Genomic DNA, 25,075 nt, shown 5'->3' on the forward strand with positions numbered 1-25,075 from the left:
TCCATTAAGAATACGCTTTCAATTAGGGGTATATTTCTATAGTAGCGCATTATTCAGTCGTTCGCTTGTTGGCAATTTTGACGAACGGGAAATAAATGATAATCGCTACCACAATACAAATGATCTGAGTTACGACGGCGCCAATGCTTCCACCTGTAGACAGGTAGGCATTAATAATAGGCGGAGTAGTCCATGGAACCATGACGACGGCCTTACCTGCAAATCCAAGCAACGTCGAAAAGTAGCCAATCGTTCCTGTGATAAGCGGAGTAATAATGAAAGGGATAGCCATCAATGGATTCAACATAATCGGAAGTCCGAAAATGACAGGCTCGTTAATATTAAACAGGCCCGGTCCAAACGAAAGCTTGGTAATTTCCTTCATATCCTCGCGCTTGGAAGCAATCATAATACAAATCAAAAGGGCCAGCGTAATCCCTGAACCACCGATACTCATGTATACGTCCCAGAAAGGCATCGTAATAATGTTCGGAATCGGCAGTCCTTGCTCATAAGCAGTCATGTTGACCGTAATCGCTCCAAGCAGCAGAGGTTCACGAATCGGTTTTACCATTTGGTTCCCGTGAATGCCGATCACCCAGAAGATTTGCGCAACCAGCATCAGTACCAATATACCCGGCAGTCCTTGCACCACGGTCTCCAGCGGTTTTTGCACCACATTATAGACGGCATCATACAGGTAGAGACCTGTAAATTTATGAAAAAAGAATCCAAGCATCGAGAAGACAGTCACCGTAATGATGGTTGGAATGAGTGCCGAGAAAGAAACAGCCACATTGCTGGGAACACTTTCAGGCATTTTAATTTTTAGCTTATCGGACTTGCCCAGTTTGCTGTACAGCTCAACGGATAGAATGCTTATGAAAATACCTAAAAACAAGCTCTTGGTATCCGTAAACTGGCGGGCAATGACATCCGTTACTTTCTGCATTTCCCCGTTAACCATCAACTCTATCGTGGTTGGCGTCACAGATATAAAGCAGATTACAGCGAGTAGTCCTGGGAAGAAGTTTTTCTCCCCGTTGATTTTTCCTAGCTCCAGACCAATCATGAAAATAGCCAGGATGGTAAGGATATTCAAGCTGGCATAGTTAATGCCTGAGAAAATCGGTTTGTACTCTGCCAGGAAGGAGAACGGCTTAAAATGGGCCAGACCATTTACCGGGTCCATCACCATATTGGAAATCAGTACAGCAAAGGCACCGACAATGATGACAGGCATTAATGTGATAAAGGCTGATTTGATCGCTATAATATATTTAAAATTGTTGATTGCATTTGCCACTGATGTGAGGCCGTCGACTAGCTTGTTTTTAAAAGCCATGGGATAGCGCCCCTCCCTCTACGATTTGGGTACGAATTGATCAATACGTTCATACAGGTCTACAAACTCTGAGGCCATATCTCGAATGGTGATGGCATTCATCAAATGATCCTGAGCATGTACCATCATGACCGACATCTCTGTTTTTTCACCCGCTGCTTCCTTATTAATGATTCTGGTTTGAATTTTGTGGGAGGACACCAGTTCTTTTTTAGCTGAGGCTAATTCTTCTTTGGCTTCCTGAAACCTTCCCGCCTTTGCAAGCTCAATCGCCTCCATGGCCGAGCTGCGTGCATTCCCAGCGTATAATATAATTTGGAATACAATTTCTGTATCATCCATGCCCTCCATACTCACGTCGTGCTCTGTAGTTTCATCATTATTCATGTTTTTAATCTCCCTTCAAAAGCTGTCTTCTTTAGCATTATAATTTGAAATCGCTTTCAACATAACGCACATTATTTCCTCTTCTTAACGGAAATAAATCGTTCTTTTTACATGATATCTCCATCACTACGCACAAAAAAGGAGAAACCCTGGCCATATAGGCTTCAGAATTCTCCTGTCTTTACACACTTCTATGTTCAGCTATTTTTATGCAGCACTTCTACGAATTCCGTGTACGTTTTGCAGCGGATAAGCTGCTGGACGAGCTTTTCATTATTTAAAATTTCAAGCAAAATATGATACATACTCTGTAAATCTTCTGATTTGGTGCGCTGTATGCAGAGCATACAAATAAACTGTACTGGCTTGCCATCCCAATCAATAGCTTTTTGTAATGTACAGATGGCCCAAAACGTGGAATCAGCGAAAGGTTCCATCGGATGCGGGATCGCGACAAAATTGCCAAATGAAGTAGGGGAAACGGCTTCACGCTCTATCACAGATTCCAGCAGGGGGCCTTTCACAAGATCGGCTTCGTGTATTTTTTTGGCTATAAATTCAAGCACCTGGAGTTTGTTTTCAAGCTTCTGCTGAAGAAAGACCAATTTTTTGCGTACATACTGCACAGCAGGGAGTCTTGCCTCTGAGATTGCTTGTTCAATTTTAGTGATATCGGAACCGCCCAAAAATGTATTCACATGTATCATGGGTACAGAAAGCGGTTCTGAAATGGGGATCGTGCTAATGACAAAGTCCACAGTATCCAACGGCATTTGTTTAAGCTTATAAAATTCAGTAGTTCCCACGATATCCAATCTGGAACCGAAGACCGATTGAAGCTTATAATACAGCAGCTTTGCGCTGCCCAGTCCAGAAGCACATACGATTATGCACCTTTTGGGTGCGTCCTCCATTTTCTTTCTTTCCATCGCGACTCCGATATGAATGGCTAAATATCCAATTTCATTTTCCTCGATGTGTATATGAAGTCGCTGCTTGATGACTTCCGAAGCAATGATACCTGCTTCAAAGGCAAGCGGGTAATTGGCTTTGATCTCATCCAGCATAGGATTACGCAAATTCATCCCGTATTGATAACGGTTAATGACCGGTTTGAGGTGAAGACAAAAAGCAATTAGTAATTCCTTGTCGTTGTGAATGTTCATTTTCAACTGTTGATCAATTTGGTCTAGTATTTCAATAGTTAGCTCGTAGATATCTTTATCAATGATCTTTTTAATCTCGACTTCATCCAAATGGGCACTAACGACTGTCCTTACACCCAGCAGGTGCACAGCAATGTACGCAACTTCAACAAGTGGAAAGGAGTGCTTCATTTTTTGTTCCAAAGCGGATACGATCTCAGTCGCCACCATAAACTCTTTCTGCGCTTCAATTTTTTTCATTTCTTGAGGATAATACGAAACATACCTTTCTTCACGAATGCGCTTACATGCTATAGCAATATGAATGACCAGATTGTTCAAGGCAATGTCCGACAACTGAATATCATTGAACTCAATGCGATCCAGAATCACTTCTCTTATGCATTCCATCTCTTCGTTAGAAATCAGAGGAGGGTGGGACATCTGCTGCTCGCCTATTTCATCTGTTCTACTGAATATATAGTCGGAAATGCAATAACGCAGCTTGGCCTCGTTACCTTTGACTCGAATACCATGATACGGTCTGTTCTCCAGGGATAGTCCGTAGGTTGCCAGTAACTTGCGCAGTTCTTTGAGGTCATTCTGTAAAGTAGATCGACTAACATACAGGATCTCAGCTAAATCATCAAGTTTGATATATGCATGGGTGAGCAGCAGCTTTTTCATTAAAACACGATTTCTGGCTTCAGAAGAATTCGCTAATGGATAGGGCACATGATTTTCATAATCCTTTAACTGCTTCAGCAGATGATGAAATGCTTGTTCGTCCCGAATTTCTAACTTGTAGCCCATTCCTTTAAGGGGTTTGACGGCTGCTCCATGCTTCGACAACAGCGCCCCCAATTCCTTTAGATCTGTTCGTATGGTTCGAGAGGATACCTTCAATACATTTGCCAAGTGTTCTCCGTTGACCATCTGTTCTGCAACCAATATACGAAGAATATCAAAAATACGCAAAATGAGCCTCCTTCCATAGCAGTTCTGAAGAACAGTATACAACGGTAGATGGGTATGAAAAAGTGAAAAATTTGATTATACGATTGTATTGAAAAAGAGTGGTGTTGAGTATACGATTAAGATATAAGCAAATGATTATATATAGAGAGAAGAGGTGGTCATATTGGACCAACTGGCTTATATAGCGGATCAATTAAAGCTACTGGGTGATAGAACACGGCTGACGATGCTCTCTTTGCTCAAAGAGAGGGAATGGTGTGTGTGCGAATTCGTCAAGGTTTTTGATATTTCGCAGCCGGGTATCAGCCAGCATCTAAGAAAGCTAAAGTCTCAAGGGATTGTAAAAGAAGCTCGACGCGGACAGTGGGTGCACTATTCTCTCAATGTGGAGGACAAGCCTCATATTCAAGCGGTCCTTCAATGTATGCCAGATGAGCAGCAAATTTTGAAGCTTTTAAATAAAGAAGAACCAGCCGCTGCTTGCGGACCTAATTCGGCTTCCGCTCCTGCTAAAGATTCGATGGAAAAGTTTCCTCTGTGAGCATAGAAAATGATGCCCGATATATAAGTATATGCTTATAAAATGATTTAACATGATGATACATCTTGGATCGGAGGTTTGAACGTGTTATCGGTTTTCTTGTCATGCGCTATTTTCCTGTTCACTTTGACGCTGGTGATCTGGCAGCCCAAGAACCTGTCTATTGGATGGTCAGCCTCCGCAGGAGCAATTTTGGCTCTGCTTGTTGGCGTGGTTCATATTCAAGATGTGTGGGAAGTAACCCGAATCGTGTGGAATGCCACGCTGGCTTTTGTAGCTATTATTCTCATTTCATTGGTGCTGGATAAGATCGGACTATTCGAATGGGCCGCTTTACATATGGCGAGGGCTGCACAGGGAAGCGGGATCCGTCTGTTTATGTATGTGACTTTGCTGGGAGCGGTAGTAGCTGCTTTTTTTGCAAATGATGGTGCCGCTTTGATCCTGACTCCCATTGTGCTGGCGATGGTACGGGCGCTCAAGTTTGAAGAAGCTAGGGTGTTTCCTTTTATCATAGCCAGCGGCTTTATTGCAGATACGGCTTCGCTTCCGCTCGTCGTCAGCAATTTGGTTAATATCGTGACCGCCAATTTCTTCAACATCACATTTATGGAGTATGCAGGCCGCATGATTATTCCAAATTTTTTTTCTATAGCTGCGAGCATGTTAGTGCTGTATCTCTTTTTCCGTAAAAGCATTCCAGGGAAGTTTGATGTTGCTCATGTAACGGCTCCTGCTGAAGCGATTAAGGATGCGAAAATGTTCCGTCTTTCCTGGATCTTTCTGACTCTCCTGCTTGCAGGTTATCTAATCAGCGAATTTTTCAACATTCCGGTTTCGGTAATTGTGGCAATCATTGCTGTTATTCTCTTATTCATAGCTAGAAAAAGTCCTGTAGTAACTGTAAAAGAAGTCATGAAAAGTGCGCCATGGGCCATCGTATTTTTCTCCATCGGGATGTATGTCGTAGTGTATGGGCTGCGTAATGTGGGTTTGACAGATTTGCTAGCGCATCTTATTCAAGCGGCAGCAGACGAGGGGATGTTTGTAGCTACGATGGCTATGGGTTTTATGGCTGCCGTCATTTCGTCGGTGATGAACAACATGCCTACGGTCATGATTAATGCGCTGGCGATCCACGCTACAAACGCAACAGGAATGATCCGGGAGGCACTTGTATATGCCAATGTAATCGGGTCGGATTTAGGACCCAAGATGACACCTATCGGCTCCTTGGCTACGCTGCTATGGCTGCATGTGCTTACTTCTAAAGGCGTAAAGATTCGTTGGGGAACCTACTTCAAAACAGGTGTAATACTGACCTTACCTACGCTTTTTTTCACACTTTTGGGTTTGTATTTGTGGTTGACGATATTATGACTTAAACACTAAAGGAGACGATCATCATGGATAAAAAAGCGAAGGGTACCGAAGAAGAAAAATGGGCCGCCTGCCCGGCGGCTTTATTCTAGAATCATATAACTTCTGCTCCACTTAAAATAATAGCTTACCCCACGCCCAGCGCATTCATCATTTGCCGGAAGGATTGCACATATTTATCTGGTGCTAACAGGTCGACGATCCTTGTCAGCCCCTTCTGGCGAATGGATTCGCGGTTGGACGTGTTGTTCATCAGATCCAGTCCTTCCAATATCGCCTGCGAGATATCTCCTTGCGCATAAAATTTACCCGTTACGTTGTGATCGATGAAGGCTCGCACCCCGTCAGAATCAGAGCTGAGCACGGGACAGCGGCAAGCCATGGCCTCAGCTACGGCGTATCCAAATCCCTCTACCAGTGAAGTGGACAACAGATACCCTCCCGAATCGCCAATCATGGAGTAATACAGAGGCATTTTAGCATGGGGCACGTTTTTGAAACGTTCTACAATGGAGGACAAGCCAAGCTGTGTAACCATGCTCTCGAATTGTACCTTATCCTCTGGCTGCGAAAGGGTATTATCATAGAACATCCAGATGCGAAGATCCGGGCGGTTTTGCAGCATCCAGTAAGAAATATCGATAAAATGCCTCCAGTTTTTGTTCGGCTCCAGTCGCCCAACCCATGCAATGACCGGATGGATCGGAGGAGTGTTAGGCACATAATTAAATACGCTGGTATCCAGTACGTTTGGAAACACGTAACGCTTAAGCCATGGACACATGCTGGAAAATAGTTCGACCAGATGCGTAGTGGTGGGTAGCAGTACTGCATTGGCGTATCTTTGAAGAAACGGTGTGGCTTCGCCTACTATCAATGCAGCCTCCACGTGCGGACCGAAGCCCTGTGATTCATAGATTAGCACACCCTGATAGCCCAACATGCGCAGTTTTGCGAGCATCTGGTAATCCGACGAGACGACGATGGCATCGTAACGGTGAGTGTGTATCAGACTAGAAATATCTCCCTCGGAAGAAGTCATAAACACGGGAATATCTCCATGTAAGTTTTGCATCCCCGTACCCTGCTGATAGTAGAGAATATGGCATTCAATCCCATCTTGGCTAAGCACCTTGCAGCGTTGGCGGTTCAAGGTTTCCACGCCGCCGCTGGGTATATAAAAGGTAAATAGAACTTTGATCTCAATAACCCCCTTCAGCCAATCGAAAGCTTCTTATATACCAAGGTATTCCAGCAAAAGGACAGGGTGTGGGTATCTATGGAAGCCTAGATGGAATCAGCATAAAATTGTGGCTGATGCGGGATGCAAATGAATGTTAGGGCGAACCGTACAAGTTAACGAGTGTAAAAGCACATTCATTCGTTCACATTTTAGACATATTATTTTAAGCTTATATTTAAGTGACTTTAAGCTGGAGTTATATGTGTGGGATTAACATTAGAGTTTAAAAGTGTTGCATGAGGTGCAGATGAGCCGCTCCGCGAAGGATTTGAGCTTTCGATCAGGCGAGCGCTAGCGCTTCTCCAGCTTCAAATCCTCCGCTACGCAACATTTTGGATGTGTGAAAAGGGAATAGAGCTGTTTGGACGAATGGGTAGTTTACAGTGAAAGACTACGACTTTGCAATATGATAAAAGAAGGGGTGAAGCGTGTGCTCAAGGTGCAGCAGGTGAGCAAGTGGTACGAGGGCAACTGTGGCGTACATAAGCTGGATTTTGAAATGCAGCGTGGTGAGATTGTCGGGTTTCTGGGCCCGAACGGTGCGGGCAAAACGACGACGATGCGCATGATTACAGGGTATCTCCAGCCGAATGAGGGAGTGATTACGATTGATGGCATCCCGATTCAGGAGCAGGGCAGACAGGCTCGTTCCAAAATCGGTTATTTGCCGGAAACGCCCCCTCTGTATGGAGATATGTCTGTTCGATCCTATTTAAAGTTTGTGGCGAGCATTCGAGATGTGCCTGCAAGAGAGCAAAAGCTGCGGATTTCCGAGATGATTTCCAGGCTTGGGCTAAACGGACGTGAAAAGCAGCTGGTACGCAGTCTGTCCAAAGGGTATAAGCAGCGTTTGGGGCTGGCGGGGTCGATTATTCATAATCCGGATTTACTGGTGCTGGATGAGCCGACATCAGGCTTGGACCCGAATCAGATTTTGGAGATTCGCCAGCTCATTCAGGAGATTGGAGAGAATCATACGGTGCTGCTCAGCACGCATATTTTGCCCGAGGTGGACGCCTTGTGCAATCGGGTTCTTATCATTCATGAGGGTGAATTGGTGCTGGATGGACGGCCTGATGCGCTCGGCGGTTCGATGGAAGACGGATTTAAGGTAAAAGTCGAGGTAAAAGGCGGCCGTGAGCAGGTGTTGGACGTTCTTCGTGCCTGGGGGAAAGTAGAGGTAGAGCTATTAACATCTGGCTTGTCTCAAGCTGACACAAAGCCGACTGCAACGGAACAAGATTTGACCGGGCTGTTACTGACAGGCGCTTCCAGTGAGGATTTCCGCGAGGAGCTTTTTTATGTGCTGTCTGGTGCGAAGCTTCCGATTATAGAGTTGAAAAAAGAAAGCCTCAGCTTGGAAAATATATTCCAGCAGTTAACCACTCGCGAGCCAAAAACGGATGAGGCCGGGCAAGATAAGAGTGCAGGAGGTGAACGGCCATGAGGCGCTTGTTCGCGGTTTGTCAAAAGGAGCTTCAAGCCTATCTATGGACGCCGACAACGTATTTTGCGCTTGCGGTGTACATGCTGCTGACGGGGTTGCTCTTTTACACAAATTTTGTCATGTATCAGCCAAGCATCTTGGATTATCGGCTGGTACTCGGTGATACGCTGTCCATGCTGGTGTTTGTCGTCCCATTGCTCACGATGAGGCTGGTTGCGGAGGAATTCAGGCAGGGTACGGATGAACTGTTACTTACCTCGCCAGTGAGTGTGACAGAAATGATTGTGGGTAAATTTTTGGCGTCACTGGGCATGCTGCTGATTTTGGTGCTGTGCAGTCTGGCGTACCCGGTCGTGATGTCCTTTTACGGATCGCTGGACTGGACACTGGTATGTACGTCCGTGGTCGGTTTGTTTATGCTGGGTGCAGCCATGATGTCCATTGGTCTGTTCGCTTCGACGCTTTCACAGCATCAGATGATGTCGGCGGTCGTCAGCTTTATTATTTTGCTCGTGTTTTGGATGCTGGATTCGTTTGGTGGCCAAACGGGCGCATCTGCGACCTTGCAGCAATGGCTGGAGCCTTTTTCACTAACCGCACGGTTTGACAGCTTCACCAAAGGATTGCTGAACGGAGCCGATGTGCTGTATTACGTGACGGTGGCGGCGCTCTTTTTGCTATTCAGCATTCAGGTGGTCGAACGGAAACGGTGGAGGTGATGAACATGAAAAAATGGCTGGGTCATACTAACAGTGTGATATTGTCGGTAGCTGCTGTAGGTATTTTTATTTTGCTGACGTTGTTTCTGCGTTCGCTGGGAGGCTTTCAGCTGGATTTGACGGCAGGCAAACAGTATACGTTGTCTGATCAGACATTGACAGCTATTCAGGGAGTGAAGGAAGATGTACAGCTGATTGCCTTTAGCGTATCGACTTCGCAAAATCAAAAGCTGAACCGGGACGTTACGGATATGCTGAGTGAATACGCCAAGCATAACAGCAAGCTCAAGGTCGAGCAATATGATCTGAATCAGGAGCCGTTGCTGGCTAAGGAATACGGTGTCACCGAAGCATCCATTGTGCTGGTTCAGGGTGAGAAGAAACGTGTTATTGATATAGGTAGTCTGTTTACGCAGGCACAGGGAAGTAGCGAGGGGGCGTACCAGTTTACAGGGGAAGAAAAGCTGACCAGCGGACTGCTTGGGCTATCGTCTACCCGCCAGGGAAAAGTCATTTTCCTGACCGGACATGAGGAAATCCCCTTGTCCCAAATGACCGGATTGAGCAGCTCACTGGCACAGGATAATGTGAAAACAGAAGAAGTGCAGCTCAATCAGGCCGGTAGCGTGCCTAAAGATGCATCGGTGCTGGCTATTGTGGGGCCACAACGAGATATCAGCGCGACGGAGTTGAAAAGCATTCGCACCTATTTGGAGGGTGGTGGAAAGCTGTTTCTGGGGTTGGGCTTTCATCCGAACATGCAATCGGACTGGAAAAATCTTGACGCATTGGCGGCGGATTACGGTGTGAAGGATACACATGCGATCGTGGTGGATCAGGAGCAGACGAATACACTTGGGCCTCTGTTTACAGTGCCCACCTTTGGCAGTCATGCGATTACGGATAAGCTGGCGGCCTCCAATCTGTACCCGGTGCTTTCGCTGTCTATTGCTTTGCAAGCGGGGGAGCAGAGGAATTGGAAGACTACGACCTTGCTCAAATCCTCTGCCGCCAGCTATGGGGAAACGAATATTCAGGGGTTGCTGAACAACGAAACACAAAAGGATGATAAGGACCCGCAGGGGCCGCTTGCTCTGGGTTACGCGGTAGATGGCAAGGATGGCAAGCCTAAAGCCATTATTCTCGGAACGTCGGCCCTTCTGAGCGACACCGAGATCAGCACGGGAGGCAATCGGGATTTTGTGCTGAACAGTCTGAATTATGTACAGGAACAATCTGACGGGCTTACCATTCGTCCTCGTCAGGAGCAGGATTATAAGGTGGTTTATTTGACTCCTGTGCAAGCGAAGACGATATTGACCCTATCCGTGATTGGATTGCCGTTATTGTTTGCGGCAGCCGGAATCTTATTGTGGTGGAGGCGAAGAAGAGCATGAGAAAATGGATACCCACCGTGCTGCTGTTAGTTGTATTGGGAGCGGGTATAGTCTATGCCAAGAGCCAAAACTTTTTTCGTGAACAAGCTCCTGCTGCTCGCCAGCTGGTACAGCTTACGCAGGGGAATATTACATCTTTCGCTATAATGGGGAAGAACGGCAAGCCAGTGGAGCTTAACCAACGTGATGGCAAATGGAGCATGAGCAAGCCGCAGTCTTATCCGTTAAACGGTTATACGATAGACAATTGGTTAGTCGCTATTCAAAATGTGAAGCTCGGTGAGGTGGTGGAATCTTCTCCAAAAGACGTAGCCAAATATGGAATCAGCGCCACCGACAACCAAATTCAGATCAAGACCAAGGGTGGAAGCGAGCATACCTTTGCTTTTGGCGAAACGTTGCCTTCTGGAGATGCTGTTTATGTGCTGTCAGATAAAAAAGAAGTAGCTACTGTACCTGTGGATACCCTTTCCGGGTTGTTACTGGGTGCAGCCGATTTTACGGATACGACCCCGTTTGGCTGGGATGATGACAAGCTGAGCGGACTGGAGTGGGAAGGTCAGTCAGCGTCCTGGATGCTCAAGTCATCCGGTGACGTGGGAACCGGGGAAAGCTCTTCCACAGCTTGGACGCTGAATGGAAAGTCGGTAACCAGTGATACGGCGACCTCCTTATCTCAGCAAATCAAAAATCTGGTCAGCAGCCAGTCCTTGCGTAAAGCCTCCGAGCTGAACCATCCTGTTCACCGCTTTACGCTGAGCGTATCGCTGGGCAAGCAGGATGAATCGCAGCAGGTGTATCAGGGCTGGATGATGAACGGTGAACCGGATATCGTATGGGTCGTGCCTCCGCAAAGCAATTGGGCGTATGGTCTGTCGGCATCTGACGTGAAGCGTATTGAACAGGCTGGACATGACCAGGCTCAAGCTGGAAAATAATCATCTGAACATGATCAGATCCGCAAGCAAACAAATTTTCTGGTATGAAACGAACAAAGAGGCTCCATCGGCGAGGATCGTCGGTTGGAGCTTCTTTGTGTTCGTTATTCATCAGGCTTGCTGCTTTTGGAAGAATCACGGTTCCCATCGTTTAATTCCTTAATGACCTCAATCAGCTCATGGAGCGAGAGATCGAGCTTATCCAGTTTTTCTTCCATGGTGTGCAGGATGTGCCGCAACAAAATAAAGCAAAGACCTGCCGGAAAGCCTACGTTGGTTATGATAGAAAGAGCATCATCCATCTGCAATGGTTTCCCTCCTTTTTAGCCGTATATAAAGGAAGGTAAATCAAAAGAACCGTATACAACCGACTCAAAAAATAGTATAATAAATAAGAACAAATGTTCTGTTTTGGTTGTAAAATGTGTTCTCAAATTACCCTATAATATGAGGATTTAGAAAAGCCAAATCCAAAGAGAAAGGGTGGTTTATGATGAATCAATATCAGCTAACATTGGTTGAACAATATCGTAAGAAGCTGTATCGCATTGCATGGAGAATCCAGTATCGTGCCCGGGTACAAACCAATCATGAATTTGTCATGGAAAAGAACGAAGCCGTCGCTACTCCATCTTTTACAGACTCTGCAAATTCTAAAATGTACATTCTACAGCTCATTAACTCTCTACCATCTGAGATCGGAAAAGCCATCATCTTTGACCTTTACATACTAGACAAAACCGAAGCACAGATTGCAAGAGAGCTGAAGCTATCCCAACAGGCGGTGAATAAATGGAAAAAGAAAATGCTGAATCAATTATCTCAGATGCTGAGTTCATCAAACTCCTCAAATTAGCACGAAACGGAGATCAGGAAGCTATGAGCAGTATACTTCATCTGTTCGAGGAGGATATTCAGAAAACCAGTCGATATATCCGAATGTCCAGGGAAGATGCCGTTCAAAGTATTGTGACTGATTTTATAGAAGATTTGAAGCGTGACGATATATGAAGTGATTAAACCGGATGCCATTATTATGATACACAAAAGAAAAGGTGCAGGCTTTTGAGGGCCTCCACCTTTTTATTTTAGTGAATGATATAAATGATTACGTGGGGAGCTTAATCAACATACTTATTCCCGTCAGCGTCAATGTAAATGGACTGAACAGCTGTACGGCGGTATGGATAGCCTGCCTTTGTAGTTCCCTCGATTTCATAGGTTATGGAATAAATGCCGGGCTTGTCCGCTTTGGACAGCTCGATTTGTCCGGTCGGGTTAACTGTTTTTTGTTGTACCGTCAGACCTTTGGACGCGGGAGTCATTCCTTGCTGTGGATCACCGTAATATTGAACCTGATACGTGACTTGTGCAACGCTTTTAGGGGAATCCTGTGGTTGCAGATTCAGCTTCGGGCCTACGGCATTCAGATTATATTTCAGCTCAGGAACCTGAGCGGCCTGATAACGGGCAATCAGGAGATATGCTCCTGTATCAGGAATCGTGGCATTCAGTTTATAGATACCCGGTTTTGGATTTTGAATGACGGCGTTATGATGCCAGGCACCAGCAAAAATGTCGTCATCGTAGCCTGCTTTCAGATGAATGATCTCGTTGGTACCGTCAGGCTGGGTCAGCTCCAGTTTACTCACACGTTTATCGCTGATCCAATCCAGATTAATGGATTGAACACCATTTTCAACGGTGAGGATTTCGGAGGCTTTTCCGTTATAGTCTCCGCCACGGATAAAGTATGAATTGTCGATCTCGCTATAGGTGGATGTTAAAGCGGAAGCAGGCAAGGAAGATGCTGCTGAAGGTGCTTCAGTTTCCTGATTCAAGGCTGGAGTGTTTGCTAGGAGGTAAGGTTGAATCAGGGGGAAGACGTAAGAGCCGGTACGAACTTTGGCATGATCCCAGGGGCCGACTTTGACTACACGTCCACCGGGAAGCTTGGCATTGTCGACTGTGACTAGTCCATCATTTTTGCCAAAGGATGAGAGGTAAAGTCCGCCCAGTATGTAGGAAGCGGTGCCGTCGGACCATTTATCACCAGCAAACGTGAAGAACGGAATTGTAGTCGCGTTGCTGAGTGCATCGGTCTTGGATCGGAAATACTTCATATAAGATGTCTGTAAAGTGGAGGTACCTGGATTTTGTGAGCCGACAATATCTGCCAGCCATCCGGCCCAGCTACTGTAAGCAAGATCTGCAAGCTGTGAGCCATGATGGGGACTGCTGAGGGTGATAACACGTTGTACATAGGGAGCGGCTCCGTTATATACGAGAGCAGTTTGGGTATCCACTCCACCTTTGCTGTGGGCGATGATAATGAGCTTTTTGCCAAAGTGATTACTAATGACCTTTATTTTGTCGGCTAGAAGCTTACCATTGTCCCACATATCCTGTGATGTGCCATTTGCATCGTACAGATTAATGGTGGCCGTCTGGTATCCGGCGTTACGCGCACGCTGAAGTATATCATTGTTATTTTTGGTCCAGACTTCAGCGCTACTGTTCAAACCATGTACAAACAGTAACGCAGGTTTAGCAGGATCAACCTGATTAGGTGGCGGGCCTTCTACCCAACTTCCAGCAGGTGCTTTCGGGGCTTCGGGTGTAGTGGAGCCTGCAAAAGCGCCGACGGGGACAAGAGTGACGGACAACAAAAAAATGAGCATCAAAACTGTGATCTTTTTCAAGCTTGAAATCCTCCTTTGTAAAATAAAGTATTTCCCATCCCTTATTATACATGCCATCTTGTAGTAAATCATCAATTGTATTTCATATTTACATTAAAATTTTATTTAGTCATTTTTTAGTCAGCATAGCCCTGAGAATCATAGCGCATCCTAATCTCGTCACACATTTTATATGTATGGAGGATGAGTTCATGCCAGGGACTAAGAAGGTAATCAGTTTAACGATTTCTGCTGCTTTGCTCGCCAGTATGGCTGCTTTGACAGGGTGTGGGACTGCGAATCATAATGTCCGCACGAACACTACCCGCTATAACGCGCAAAGTACACATCATATGGATGGTGTGAACCGTTTCGGAGTTAAGTCCAACGGTATGGACGGGATGCGTTTAAACCAAAATGCCAATGGAACTGGACACCAAATTGGTAATCTGCAAGTCGATCGCAATTTGTCCAAACGTATATCCGAGTTGCCGGATGTAAAATCTGCGACAGTGCTGGTTGGTAATCGTAATGCTTATGTAGCAGTTTCCTTGAAGGATCAAGCCAACGGAACAGGAACAGGAACAGGAACAGGAGCAGGAACAGGAGCAGGCATTGGCACTTCAAGTGTTAAAGGTACTGAACATCGCATGAATACACATGGCATGACTACGCATGGGGTGGATGGTACAAGAGGCAACTATACCACCGATGGGATAGCGCCGGGAGTTACGGACAATGGAATGAGCGGACCCGTAACACCTCCGCGTCGTGGTGACGGATTGTACGGCACGATGGGTACGGGTTCTTATGGTATGATTCGTGGCTTGGCGGACGGTACCCGTACGGATATCGGACGCACGGATGGCACCACAGTGGAAGGCGCAAGAACTGCGTATGAGCCTAGTACGTTGACCGAAGCCGTCAAAAGTCGCATCGCCAACAAGGTAAAGCAATTTGCACCTTCGATTGAACAGGTATATGTATCGGCTAACCCGGATTTTGTAAAGCATACCACTGACCTTACACGCAGTGTGCAAAACGGTCATCCGATCAAAGGAATGAGTACCCAATTGGCAGATATTATTCAACGGGTATTCCCGACTCCTGCTGCTGGTGCAACTCATCCAACCAATGAATCAACAACCGCACCAACTCGTCCACAAAATCATACTCCTGCACCTATGAATCATCGCTAATTCACCACATATATGTGTAATGCCAAAGAAAGAGCTATCCATCTCGGCGAAATCGCTGAGGGATAGCTCTTTGGTTTAGGGGGAATCATAAGAAGAAATTATCTTCGTATTCCTTTAATCCATACGCCTTGCAGCTTTAAGTCCGCATCCAGTAACAGAACGTCTGCTTGTTTGCCTGCTGCAAGCGAGCCTGTTCGATGCGCAATACTCAAGGACTTAGCCGGGTTCAGGCTGGCGGCTTGTGATGCCTGGGGAATGGTCAGACCTATATGACGAACCAGATATCGGAAGCCTTCAATCATCGTCAGTGTACTTCCTGCCAGAGTGACGCCATCCTCCAGTCGTGCCACGCCGCCTTGCACGATTACTGGTAAATCGCCGAGTGTGTAACGTCCGTCCTCCAGCCCGGTGGCAGACATGGCATCGGTGATCAGAATAAGATTGTGCTCACGTTTCAGCTTGGCGAGCAGGGAGACAGCAGCGGGATGCACGTGGATACCGTCCGCAATAACTTCCGCTTCAATGCGCGGATCGGCAAGCACGGCTCCGACAGCTCCCGGCTTGCGGTGATGCAGCGGAGTCATGGCATTGAACGTATGCACCGCATGGTTCAGACCCGCTGCCGCGGCGCGTTCCACCTCTTCATATGTGGCATCCGTATGACCGAGAGCCGCAGTAATGTTATGGCTGCGTAGCCAGGTAATCAGCTCCAGCGCGCCTTCCCGCTCCGGCGCAAGCGTCAGCTGGCGGACAAGGCCCGGATAGCGCTGCTCCCATTCCTTCGCCCAGGCCAGATTCGGCAGTTGAATATGCTCCGGGTTTTGCGCTCCCGGCCAGTTCGGGCTAATAAAAGGCCCTTCCAGATGTACGCCCTCCAGTTGTGCATAGGGCATAGGCTGCGCCATATAGGCGTAAACCTCACTTAGCACCTGGTCGATTCGCTTTTTTGGTGCGGTCATGGTGGTAGCCAGCATGGCGGTCGTTCCTTGTGAGCCGTGAAAAGAGGTAATCGTATTCAGTACCTGCGGATCGGCGTCCATAAAGTCCTCTCCGTGACCGCCGTGAACATGAATATCAATAAAGCCTGGCAGCAGGTAGCCGCCTTCCAATCGCACGATGTTTGCCCCCACCGCTACCCCATCACCCTGATTTTCCACTGCGGCTGTAATTAGATCAGCAGGCAAATCATCCTCTGCACCAGCATATACGATGGATTGCCCCTCCATAGCGACAACCCCTTTTTCAATCATGTGATCCCCAATGACGACTTGTCCATACAGTAGTTGGGTTAAATCACCATTCGTTTCATCCGAGTTCAATTCAACCAGCCTCCCGCTTCCTGATCCAGTAAAATCAGCACGTTGGGATGACATTGCAGCAGGGAAGCCGGACATTTTGTGGTTACAGGTCCAGTGAAAGCCTGCTTTACAATGTCTGCCTTATCCACGCCAAAAGCTACCAGTATAATTTGCTTCGCTTTCAGAATAGTGCCTACCCCCATGGTGACGGCTTGCTTAGGTACATCATCTATATTGCCAAAAAAACGGGCATTCGCTATACGCGTCCTCTCTTCCAAATCTACCACATGTGTGGCTCCGGTCAGTCCGTGCCCGGGTTCATTAAAACCGATATGACCATTGTGACCAATGCCGAGCAATTGGAGATCCACGGGGCCGTGATCTAGCATTGCCTGCTCGTGGGCCGCACATTCTGCTGCCAGATCAGCCGCATTACCGTCAGGTACGCGTGTATGGGCAAGAGGAATGTCGATATGCTGAAACAAGTGCTCATTCATAAAGCTGCGGTAGCTTTGCGGATGCTCCGGGGGAAGACCAACGTATTCATCGAGATTCACGGAGTAGGCTCGTGCAAAGCTCACCTGTCCCTTACGGTACATTTCTACAAGATGACGGTAAATGCCGATAGGTGTACTTCCGGTAGCGAGCCCAAGCATGGCCTGAGGCTTGTTCAGCAGTAAACTGGCGATCACAGCGGCAGCAGTAGCATTCAGGTCTTCACGGCTGTTCAACATACGTATGTTCATCTTTAGTGGCCCCCTGGTTGTTTTTTGAGCTTGTTTACTTGTTGATACGAACCTTCCAGTCTCGGAATATATTTGTCAAAATCCGCGCTGACCATACCTGTAAACAGGATATCTATGATATGAAGCTGGGCAATGCGGGACGCCATATCTCCACGCCGCATCCCTTCCTCCAGCGAGGAGGAAAATAGCGCAATATCCGCTACACCTGCCAGCGTGTTATTTCCGAAGGAGGTCAGGGATAATGTTCTGGCCCCCTGTTCCTGTGCACAGCGCAGAGCCGAGATGGTTTCCTGTGTTTCCCCCGAATAGGAGACGGCAAAGGCGACATCTCCCGGCCCAAGCGAGGAGGCAGAGGTAATCTGCATGTGCGAGTCCGCGAAGGCGGTACTATTTTTTCCAATTCGAATGAGCTTTTGATAAAAATCCTGTGCCACAATCGAGGAGGTCGCCATGCCGTACAGATCAATGCGGCTTGTGGCGGCCAGCCATGCAATCGCCTGCTCCAGCTTGCTGAAATCCAGCAGTCGGGTTGTATCCGCAATGGATGCGGTATGATTCGCCTCTATCGCTTCCACGATACGAGAGAGCGAATTTCCGGCGACGATGTCCTGATAGGAGGCTTCGCCGTCACTATGAGAACGGGGCAGCTCGGCGGCCAGCTTCATTTTGAAATCGGGATAGCCTTTAAAATGCAGTGATTTGCAAAACCGCGTAACGGTCGCCGGACTCACACCACAACGCTCCGCCAACTCCCGAATGCCCAGATGCAGCACATCTCCCGGAGCTTGCAGAATGGATTCCGCCAGCTTGCGCTCTTGGACGGGAAACTGCTCCAATCTGTGGGTTAATGTATGAAGAATGGGGGACATGAGCTGCGCTCCTTTGGCTGTAGAGTATTTTACATGAAAATAAATATCGTAAAAACGAACATTAAAAAGAAAATTATTTTCATGTCTATTGTAAAATAATCCTGTCGCACTTGCAAGCAGTTGGAGGCAAGATGTGAGCTAAATGCCAAACTGAAAATGTACATGGTGCGCCACTACGCAGGCGGATGGTGCTTCCCATCGCTGTTGCCCCCAGATTTCCTGAATGAACGCACAATGGTAGAAATCTGGGGGCAAAGGCGACCGCTATCGCTTGTCCAGCACCATTCCGCCTACTCCGTTTTCCATGTAAGATTTTCGAATTTAGCTTATATAAAATAATGAATTAAAAATGAATAAAAAAGATAGCGAAAATTGTAGAAAATAACACACATTAATTTACATATTGTGCGATATATTTACAAAACAACCTATTGACTTGTCTCTTAAATGAAGGAGTATAATTGAATAAAGTTCCAGTGTAGGAATTTTTCGAGGAGCTTTGCAGATGGCATTGTCGGGCGGAACGAATAGAATCACTCACAAGGAGGAGTTTGCTATGCAAAGCCAAGTGATTGAAATGATCAGCGCGGTCAAGGAAGATCCTGAGCTGGTCGGTAAGCTGGATGGACATTCGGACATTATTCATGATGCAGGACTGGATTCGTTACAGTTGGTTCACTTCATGCTGCAAGTGGAGGATGCGTTTGACGTGGAAATTGATTTTGATTCCTTTGAGCTGGAGCATTTGAGCTCGGTAGATGCGTTTTGCAGCTACATTCAGGGGATCAGCGATGCGGAAAAAGCGCCGCATCCGGAGGGAATGGAGACGGTCTGACGTACAGCTTGGTACATGTGCCTGAAAATCCATTAAACGAGGTGTTAGCATGCAGCCCAAAAGCAATGTGCTGATTGATGAGAAAGCGTTCAAGCTCATTAAGCGCAACCTGAAAAACGCTTCTGTATCCTACCGTAACGCAACACAGGACCCTGCCTTCAAAACGGACATGCCCCAGACGATCGGCATTAAGCTGACCAACCGCTGCAACCTGAGATGTACGCACTGCTTTGAATGGAACGAGGAAGGCTATCATCATCAAATGGACAAAGAAGAGCAAAACATGGATCTTGCCCCGGATATGCTTCGACAAATTTTGAGCGAGACGAAGGAGGCCAAGTCCCGGCTGTATATGTGGGGCGGAGAACCGATGTTTCATCGGCGTTTTGACGAAATTTTGGACGTGCTGGCCGAAGATCGGCGCGAAATGACCTTTTGTACCAATGGACTGCTCATTGATAAATATTTGGACCGGATTTTGGATTTATCTGAAAATCTGGAGTTGTTAATAGCGATTGAAGGCTTTGAAAGAGAACATGATCTGATTCGCGGTAAAGGCACCTTTCAAAAAACGCTGCGGCAGATGGATAAGCTGATTGAACTGCGTGACCAGGGATTGTACAAGGGACGGGTGACCGTCCACGCTGTCATTAACGATAACATGATCGGACGGATGTACGAGTTTCTGCAAATGCTGGAGGACAAGAGGCTGGATCTGGTGCTGCTGACGTTCCCCTGGTACATTTCCAAAGAAACCTCCCTCAAAATGGATGACTATTTTACACAAAACTTTTCTTGGCTCCGACAACTGGAGGAAAAAAATATTAGTAGCTGGCATGCTTTCAAATATAAAATCAACCCGGATAACATCGATCCTTTGATGGAGGAGCTACAGCGGATTAATGAGCGGATGTGGAACATTCGTGTGCGCTATCAGCCCGGTCTGGACTATGAGGAAATCGACAAATTTATACATGGCGATGAAATGGTCAGTCGTTGCTCCAATCATTGCCTGGCGCTCACCTCCAGAACGGATATTTTGCCGGACGGAAAGGTGATGCCTTGCAAATTTTTTAGCGAATTCACGATTGGAAGCTTGCGAGAGCACAGTCTGAAGGAAATCTGGAATTCGGATGCGTATGAGAAAACACGCCAAACGATTAATCACGAAGGATTAACGCCGGTGTGCTCCAAATGCAGCGTATTGTATCTGCACGGAGCTGGCTCCCTGAAATATATTTAGTTTCGATCGCAGTTGTTTCTTACTGGATGGAAGAGAGGGATGACAGGACGTGACGACTAAAACCATTAACCTCGTGGAAGCGCTTGCCCATGAACGCGATCATGGAGTCCTGATTTGGCTGTTTAATATTGGCGCAGAGCAGGTATGGCATCCGTCCCCCCGTAAGGGGGGGATGGCAGATCGTGATGAACAGCAGGTGGTAAATCGAATGGAGGAAATGAATCTTCTGTTGTGCCGAAGTCAGGATGTGATCGTGCTGCGAGAACAGCCGGATCAGGCTTTTCTGGACATGCTTCAGCGGTTGGGTTTTAGCCTGCCGCGTATTGAGGTGCCGGAGCCCTCTGATCCGTTAACGCCGATTGCGGAGCTGGTGCTGGCGGACGAGGCACTTTTGGCACGGCTGCGAGTGGTTGCGGAAGCAGGCCACAGTAGTAGCCGTCCCAAAGCGTGGCTCGTTCCGTATGCGGTTACCCCGCAGGAGGAGGCGATTGCGGAGCGCTGTGGACTGGAGCTGATCGGCGCTCCGTCCTCTGTCAGCGCCCAGGTGAATGATAAAATATTCAGCCGCCTGACTGCGCAAAAGCTCGGTTTTGCCGTCAGTGAGGGAGCCGTATGCGCGGACGAAGCGGCGATCCGCAGGGAGTGCGGCAGACTGGCCGACTTGTCGGACGGGCCTGTGAAGCTGATCATCAAGCAGCCGCATGGCGCATCGGGACAAGGCATGTATATGCTGGACGAGCTGTCCAAGCTGGACACGCTGCTAAGTGTGATGAAACGCTTTGGCGGCTCGTCGCCTTCTTCGGGAGGCTGGCTGGTGGAGCGCTGGCATAACAAGCAGATGGATCTGAACTATCAGCTCTGTATTGACGAGGGCGGTGGGGTGACAATGTTTTCATTGAAAAGGCAAAATGTGGACGGCACGGTGTACACCGGGTCCCGCGTTCCGGCTGAGCTTGGCGCTGCGCTGGAAGAAGAAGTGAGACGCTGCGCCTACCAGTTGGGAACGTATCTGTATTCCATCGGTTATACAGGCATGGCTTCCATTGACGGTTTTGTCGATGAAGGAGGCTTGCTGGTTCCGGTGATCGAGATTAACGGCAGGTTTACCCTGTCTACCTATATTTCGTTCCTGTCTTCGGTCTTGGGAGAGCAGCATAAAACGCTGTCCCGCTACTACCGCAACGTTACCGCCACACCGCTGACCTACAGCCGCTTGTGCGGCTTGCTCGCAGAGGAAGGCTTGCTCTACACGCCCGAACGCCCCGAAGGGGTGTTTGTTTATACGGCAGGTACGTTGTCCGGTACGCCGGTGAAGCGGGGGTATGTGAATCGGATTTTCACGCTGATTATGGCAGATAGCTGGCAGGAAGCCGAAGCCTATGCGCACAGGCTGGAAGGTGTCATTGCGGGATTGGGAAGCTCATAAACCGGGAGGAATTTAGGATGAAAACAGATGTGTACCACGTAGTACCTTTGCTGGAAAAGGTATTGAAGCTGGCTCCAGGTGAACTGGAACAATTGACGCCGGAGCAGGATTTGCGAACCTTGGGGCTGAATTCCCTATCCGCTGTTGAATTGATTGTAGAGCTGGAAAATGAGCTGGATATTACGATGGAGGACGACGATCTGGTGCTGGAGCATCTTTCTACACTCCAAGGCATCGAACGTCTGCTGGGCAAATATGCATAAGGGGGCGGCAGAGATCAGACCTGTGCAGATATCCGGCATGGAGGATGTTCATGACTCCGTTGACGATTACGCTGCTAAAGAAATTATAGATGCTCCTCCAGGCAAGCACTGTGTATATTCATCCCTGCGCACCTCGCTGCGGCGATATGGCGTGAACATGGCAGAATCCGAGCTGTTCATGCTGTGTGGCAGTATGTGCGCGGAGTATAGCGGGGATTTGAAGCGCTTCGGTCCCGAGAAATATCCGGAGCAGCTTCAGGAAATGGCAGCCAGCGGTGGTCCGGTGATTCGGGTTGAGCCATGGATTACTGGCGTAAGCGATGAAGCCCATCTGCTTCTGGCGCTGACAACTGGCTACGGTACGATGCTGCACACATCGAGTACCGCTTTAACCTACCACGACGTGTATGTGAAAAATTACCCAAGGGGCCATGTCATTGAACTGTCTGGACTGGACTTGCAGGAGCGAACAGCACAGGTAAATGACAGCTTCCTGCTGGATTCTTCGGGCCATGCCATGACTTACGTCGGTTCGGCCCGGCTCGACGACCTGATGCAGGGCATTATTGAATATGCTTGGCTGGTGGAACAGCCCGCGCCGATTTCGCCAGGCGAATTGCATGCGGCGTGTGCATACCATATTCGTCAATATGTGACTGGACATGAAGCGGTCTGGAGAGGTGTACCTTCGTCCATTGACCCGGGAAATAACCCCGGAAATGTCGCAGTTGGCAAACAGGTCAAGCGGGGAGATGAGGGCTACCGGGCCTTTGTCGAGGACTTCCGCCTGTTGACAGACATGGAGGATGCGGACTTCCGTACGTACTGCCATGAAATCTATTACAATCTGCGTTTGGGCAGTGCCCTTCATCTGACCGATTACACAGCGGATTATTGCATGCTGCATGAAGCCACATTGGGACCGCGAGCGCAGCATGTGGTGGAATTGGCACAGTCATTGAATGCGGAATGGCATAAGCTCAATCTGCATATTTACAAAACAGGTCTTCAACTGCGCAAGCATCGGATGCCTGACATTAGCGAACGCGCCCTCGGCCTGATTGACAAACAGCGGCATATGCTGGAGGAATTGATGATTTTAGCCGAGCAAGCAGCCCAGTAGTTCAGGCATAACGTATCACGTAAATCATATCAGGAACGGCTCACCAAGGTGTCACGGACAGATGAAAGAGGAGGAGAATTGAATGCCGTCCATTACATTGAATCAATTGTCGAAAACGTTTACGTACTATAAAAAGGAGCCGGGCGTGCGCAAATCATTACAAAACCTGTTCAGGCGGGAAAAGCTGACCAAGGAGGCCGTACGGGATGTCAGCTTCACCATTGAGGAAGGCGAAATCGTCGGATTTCTCGGTCCGAACGGTGCGGGCAAAACAACGACGCTCAAAATGCTGTCCGGCATTCTTCATCCTAGTGAGGGGGAAGCCTCTGTACTTGGCTTTACCCCGTGGAAGCGGCAAAAGGAGTTTAAACGGCAGTTTTCCATCGTGATGGGACAGAAAAACCAGCTCTGGTGGGATTTGCCTGCCAGCGAGTCGTTCGAGCTGAACAAGCTTATTTACGAAATAGATGAAAGTCGTTACAAAGAGGCGCTGGACGAGCTGGTTACCTTGCTTGGGGTAGAGGAACAGCTTCATGTTCAGGTTCGGCGCTTATCTCTGGGCGAGCGTATGAAAATGGAGCTGATTGCCGCGCTCCTGCATCGTCCACGGGTCATTTTACTGGACGAGCCGACCATTGGACTGGATCTGGTTTCCCAGCGGCGAATTCGCGAGTTTTTCAAAGCCTATAACCGGACACACCGGACAACCATCCTGCTGACAAGCCATTACATGAAGGATATTGAGGACTTGTGCAGCAGATCCATCATTATCAGCGGGGGAAGACTGGTGTATGACGGGGATTTGAACAAGGTGAATGAGGTGATCGGCGCCCGCAAGCTGCTCAAGGTTCGACTGGAGACCCCTGTGCCTAACCTGACGTTGGCGGGACTTGGCAAGCTGCGCTCCAACTCGGAGCTGGATGCGGTATTTGAGCTGGATGCAGAAGATACTCTGACCTGGTCCAAAAAGATTTTGGATGCGCTGCCTGTCGTTGATTTTACGATTGAGGACGTCCCGTTGGAAGAGGGGATAGCCAATTTGTACGATGGAGGCAGGCTAGCCGATGCGAAATAACAAATATATGAAGGTGCTCCAGCTTGGCATGCAAAACGAAATGGAATACCGGGCCAATTACTGGCTCCAAATGGCGGGGTTCATGCTGCCGATCATGACGCAAATTTTTCTCTGGCTTGCGGTATTCGGTTCTTCGGGACAAGCAAGGGTGCTGGGATACTCTTTGCCAGAAATGCTGGTGTATGTAGTCATGGCAGGGGTAACCGGGAAGCTGATCGCCACGGGGTTTGAATACGAAATTGCTACAGACATCAAGGAAGGCGGACTGGCCAAATTCATGGTGCAGCCTGTACATTATTTTGCTTACCGTTTTTGTCGGTTTATTGGAGGCAAGGCGGTACAGTCCGCAGTAGTGCTGCTGGCGGCTGCGATTTTGCTGCTGTGCCTTAGCCTGGAAGGACAAATCAGCTTCAGGCTGTCGTATATCCTGCTTTACATATTGGCGTTGCCGGGGGCGCTAGTGCTCAATTTTGTGGTCTATTACGCGCTGAGCGGCATAGCCTTTTGGGTGACGGAATCGGCGGGACTGTTTTACACGTTGTCGCTCGTCATTTATGTAGCTAGTGGCACGGTGTTTCCGCTGACGATTTTTGGAGACGTTTTGGCCCGCATGTTCAGTTTGCTCCCGTTTAGCTACACCGTATTTTTTCCAGTGAACGCATTAACAGGCAAGCTAACCATGCTGGAAGCCGCTGAAGGCATTGGCGTACAATGGCTCTGGATTGTAGTACTGGCGGCCGTATCGCGCCGGGTGTGGCAAGTCGGGGTCAAACGCTTTGTCTCGGTAGGAGGTTAGC

Annotated in this window: 25 protein-coding genes; 16 read left to right on the top strand and 9 right to left on the bottom strand. The window is 48.0% G+C overall.

Annotated elements, in window-relative coordinates; all coding sequences use genetic code 11:
- Positions 1–49: 49 nt before the first annotated feature.
- From ACIFO6_RS10850 to ACIFO6_RS10860, 3 genes are all read right to left on the bottom strand, one after another.
- Positions 50–1,345 carry a PTS sugar transporter subunit IIC gene (locus tag ACIFO6_RS10850; protein ID WP_430040694.1) on the bottom strand — a complete coding sequence of 432 codons (1,296 nt, stop codon included), beginning with the start codon at positions 1,343–1,345 and terminating at the stop codon, positions 50–52.
- A gap of 18 nt (positions 1,346–1,363) precedes the next feature.
- On the bottom strand, positions 1,364–1,732 hold the full coding sequence (locus tag ACIFO6_RS10855) for a PTS lactose/cellobiose transporter subunit IIA (RefSeq protein WP_430040695.1): 369 nt from the start codon (positions 1,730–1,732) through the stop codon (positions 1,364–1,366).
- 197 nt (positions 1,733–1,929) lie between these two features.
- The gene (locus tag ACIFO6_RS10860; protein ID WP_430040696.1) at positions 1,930–3,855 is read right to left on the bottom strand and encodes a BglG family transcription antiterminator; all 1,926 of its coding nucleotides are present in this window, start codon (positions 3,853–3,855) and stop codon (positions 1,930–1,932) included.
- Positions 3,856–4,018: 163 nt separating this feature from the next.
- Between ACIFO6_RS10860 and ACIFO6_RS10865 the strand changes: the two genes are divergently transcribed.
- Positions 4,019–4,396: an ArsR/SmtB family transcription factor gene (locus ACIFO6_RS10865; RefSeq protein ID WP_430040697.1), complete on the top strand. Its 378-nt coding sequence runs from the start codon at positions 4,019–4,021 to the stop codon at positions 4,394–4,396.
- Positions 4,397–4,480: 84 nt separating this feature from the next.
- Complete coding sequence (locus ACIFO6_RS10870) at positions 4,481–5,776, top strand: arsenic transporter (RefSeq protein WP_430040698.1); 1,296 nt, start codon at positions 4,481–4,483, stop codon at positions 5,774–5,776.
- 127 nt (positions 5,777–5,903) lie between these two features.
- Here the strand turns inward: ACIFO6_RS10870 and ACIFO6_RS10875 are convergent, their stop codons facing one another.
- Positions 5,904–6,938 (bottom strand): glycosyltransferase family 4 protein, encoded by a 1,035-nt coding sequence (locus ACIFO6_RS10875; RefSeq protein ID WP_430040699.1) that lies wholly within the window; start codon positions 6,936–6,938, stop codon positions 5,904–5,906.
- Between the two features lie 487 nt (positions 6,939–7,425).
- On the opposite strand from ACIFO6_RS10875, the gene ACIFO6_RS10880 reads away from it, so the two are divergent.
- Genes ACIFO6_RS10880 through ACIFO6_RS10895 form a run of 4 tightly spaced genes read left to right on the top strand, consistent with a single transcriptional unit; the run spans position 7,426 to position 11,520 of the window.
- Positions 7,426–8,466: an ABC transporter ATP-binding protein gene (locus tag ACIFO6_RS10880; protein ID WP_430040700.1), complete on the top strand. Its 1,041-nt coding sequence runs from the start codon at positions 7,426–7,428 to the stop codon at positions 8,464–8,466.
- Positions 8,463–9,185 carry an ABC transporter permease gene (locus ACIFO6_RS10885; protein WP_430040701.1) on the top strand — a complete coding sequence of 241 codons (723 nt, stop codon included), beginning with the start codon at positions 8,463–8,465 and terminating at the stop codon, positions 9,183–9,185. The genes ACIFO6_RS10880 and ACIFO6_RS10885 overlap by 4 nt, the downstream gene beginning before the upstream one ends.
- A gap of 5 nt (positions 9,186–9,190) precedes the next feature.
- Complete coding sequence (locus ACIFO6_RS10890; protein WP_430040702.1) at positions 9,191–10,582, top strand: GldG family protein; 1,392 nt, start codon at positions 9,191–9,193, stop codon at positions 10,580–10,582.
- Positions 10,579–11,520: a DUF4340 domain-containing protein gene (locus ACIFO6_RS10895; RefSeq protein WP_430040703.1), complete on the top strand. Its 942-nt coding sequence runs from the start codon at positions 10,579–10,581 to the stop codon at positions 11,518–11,520. Before ACIFO6_RS10890 ends, ACIFO6_RS10895 begins: the two co-directional genes overlap by 4 nt.
- A gap of 104 nt (positions 11,521–11,624) precedes the next feature.
- On the opposite strand, the gene ACIFO6_RS10900 is transcribed toward ACIFO6_RS10895, so the two are convergent.
- A complete protein-coding gene (locus ACIFO6_RS10900) occupies positions 11,625–11,822 on the bottom strand; it encodes a hypothetical protein (protein ID WP_430040757.1) in 198 nt (65 codons plus the stop codon).
- 191 nt (positions 11,823–12,013) lie between these two features.
- On the opposite strand from ACIFO6_RS10900, the gene ACIFO6_RS10905 reads away from it, so the two are divergent.
- Both ACIFO6_RS10905 and ACIFO6_RS10910 read left to right on the top strand, forming a co-directional pair.
- Positions 12,014–12,376, top strand: coding sequence for a sigma-70 family RNA polymerase sigma factor (locus tag ACIFO6_RS10905; protein WP_430040704.1), 363 nt, complete (start codon positions 12,014–12,016; stop codon positions 12,374–12,376).
- A gap of 23 nt (positions 12,377–12,399) precedes the next feature.
- On the top strand, positions 12,400–12,531 hold the full coding sequence (locus ACIFO6_RS10910; RefSeq protein ID WP_252361499.1) for a hypothetical protein: 132 nt from the start codon (positions 12,400–12,402) through the stop codon (positions 12,529–12,531).
- A gap of 110 nt (positions 12,532–12,641) precedes the next feature.
- On the opposite strand, the gene ACIFO6_RS10915 is transcribed toward ACIFO6_RS10910, so the two are convergent.
- Complete coding sequence (locus tag ACIFO6_RS10915) at positions 12,642–14,222, bottom strand: esterase/lipase family protein (RefSeq protein WP_430040705.1); 1,581 nt, start codon at positions 14,220–14,222, stop codon at positions 12,642–12,644.
- 191 nt (positions 14,223–14,413) lie between these two features.
- Here ACIFO6_RS10915 and ACIFO6_RS10920 point away from each other — a divergent pair, with 191 nt between their 5' ends.
- Positions 14,414–15,400, top strand: coding sequence for a YhcN/YlaJ family sporulation lipoprotein (locus ACIFO6_RS10920; RefSeq protein ID WP_430040706.1), 987 nt, complete (start codon positions 14,414–14,416; stop codon positions 15,398–15,400).
- 98 nt (positions 15,401–15,498) lie between these two features.
- Here ACIFO6_RS10920 and nagA read toward each other — a convergent pair whose 3' ends face one another.
- Genes nagA through ACIFO6_RS10935 form a run of 3 tightly spaced genes read right to left on the bottom strand, consistent with a single transcriptional unit; the run spans position 15,499 to position 18,313 of the window.
- Positions 15,499–16,719, bottom strand: coding sequence for an N-acetylglucosamine-6-phosphate deacetylase (gene nagA, locus ACIFO6_RS10925; RefSeq protein WP_430040707.1), 1,221 nt, complete (start codon positions 16,717–16,719; stop codon positions 15,499–15,501).
- Complete coding sequence (gene nagB / locus ACIFO6_RS10930) at positions 16,716–17,444, bottom strand: glucosamine-6-phosphate deaminase (RefSeq protein ID WP_430040708.1); 729 nt, start codon at positions 17,442–17,444, stop codon at positions 16,716–16,718. Before nagB ends, nagA begins: the two co-directional genes overlap by 4 nt.
- Positions 17,445–17,446: 2 nt before the next feature.
- On the bottom strand, positions 17,447–18,313 hold the full coding sequence (locus tag ACIFO6_RS10935; RefSeq protein WP_430040709.1) for a MurR/RpiR family transcriptional regulator: 867 nt from the start codon (positions 18,311–18,313) through the stop codon (positions 17,447–17,449).
- A 556-nt stretch (positions 18,314–18,869) separates the two neighbouring features.
- On the opposite strand from ACIFO6_RS10935, the gene ACIFO6_RS10940 reads away from it, so the two are divergent.
- The 7 genes from ACIFO6_RS10940 (at position 18,870) to ACIFO6_RS10970 (ending at position 25,074) form a co-directional block, all read left to right on the top strand.
- Complete coding sequence (locus tag ACIFO6_RS10940; protein WP_014277736.1) at positions 18,870–19,148, top strand: phosphopantetheine-binding protein; 279 nt, start codon at positions 18,870–18,872, stop codon at positions 19,146–19,148.
- Between the two features lie 49 nt (positions 19,149–19,197).
- Entirely contained in the window at positions 19,198–20,391 is a 1,194-nt protein-coding gene (locus ACIFO6_RS10945) for a radical SAM protein (protein ID WP_430040710.1), read from the top strand.
- Between the two features lie 49 nt (positions 20,392–20,440).
- Positions 20,441–21,817, top strand: coding sequence for a peptide ligase PGM1-related protein (locus tag ACIFO6_RS10950; protein ID WP_430040711.1), 1,377 nt, complete (start codon positions 20,441–20,443; stop codon positions 21,815–21,817).
- Positions 21,818–21,834: 17 nt separating this feature from the next.
- Positions 21,835–22,080 carry an acyl carrier protein gene (locus tag ACIFO6_RS10955; protein WP_025682535.1) on the top strand — a complete coding sequence of 82 codons (246 nt, stop codon included), beginning with the start codon at positions 21,835–21,837 and terminating at the stop codon, positions 22,078–22,080.
- Positions 22,073–23,203, top strand: coding sequence for a hypothetical protein (locus ACIFO6_RS10960; protein ID WP_430040712.1), 1,131 nt, complete (start codon positions 22,073–22,075; stop codon positions 23,201–23,203). The genes ACIFO6_RS10955 and ACIFO6_RS10960 overlap by 8 nt, the downstream gene beginning before the upstream one ends.
- Before the next feature lie 82 nt (positions 23,204–23,285).
- Entirely contained in the window at positions 23,286–24,278 is a 993-nt protein-coding gene (locus tag ACIFO6_RS10965; protein ID WP_430040713.1) for an ABC transporter ATP-binding protein, read from the top strand.
- Positions 24,268–25,074, top strand: coding sequence for an ABC transporter permease (locus ACIFO6_RS10970; RefSeq protein WP_430040714.1), 807 nt, complete (start codon positions 24,268–24,270; stop codon positions 25,072–25,074). The genes ACIFO6_RS10965 and ACIFO6_RS10970 overlap by 11 nt, the downstream gene beginning before the upstream one ends.
- Position 25,075: the final 1 nt, after the last annotated feature.

Origin of the sequence: Paenibacillus sp. NRS-1781 (genome assembly GCF_050467745.1) — a bacterium.
In the GTDB taxonomy this organism is placed as follows: domain Bacteria; phylum Bacillota; class Bacilli; order Paenibacillales; family Paenibacillaceae; genus Paenibacillus; species Paenibacillus terrae_A.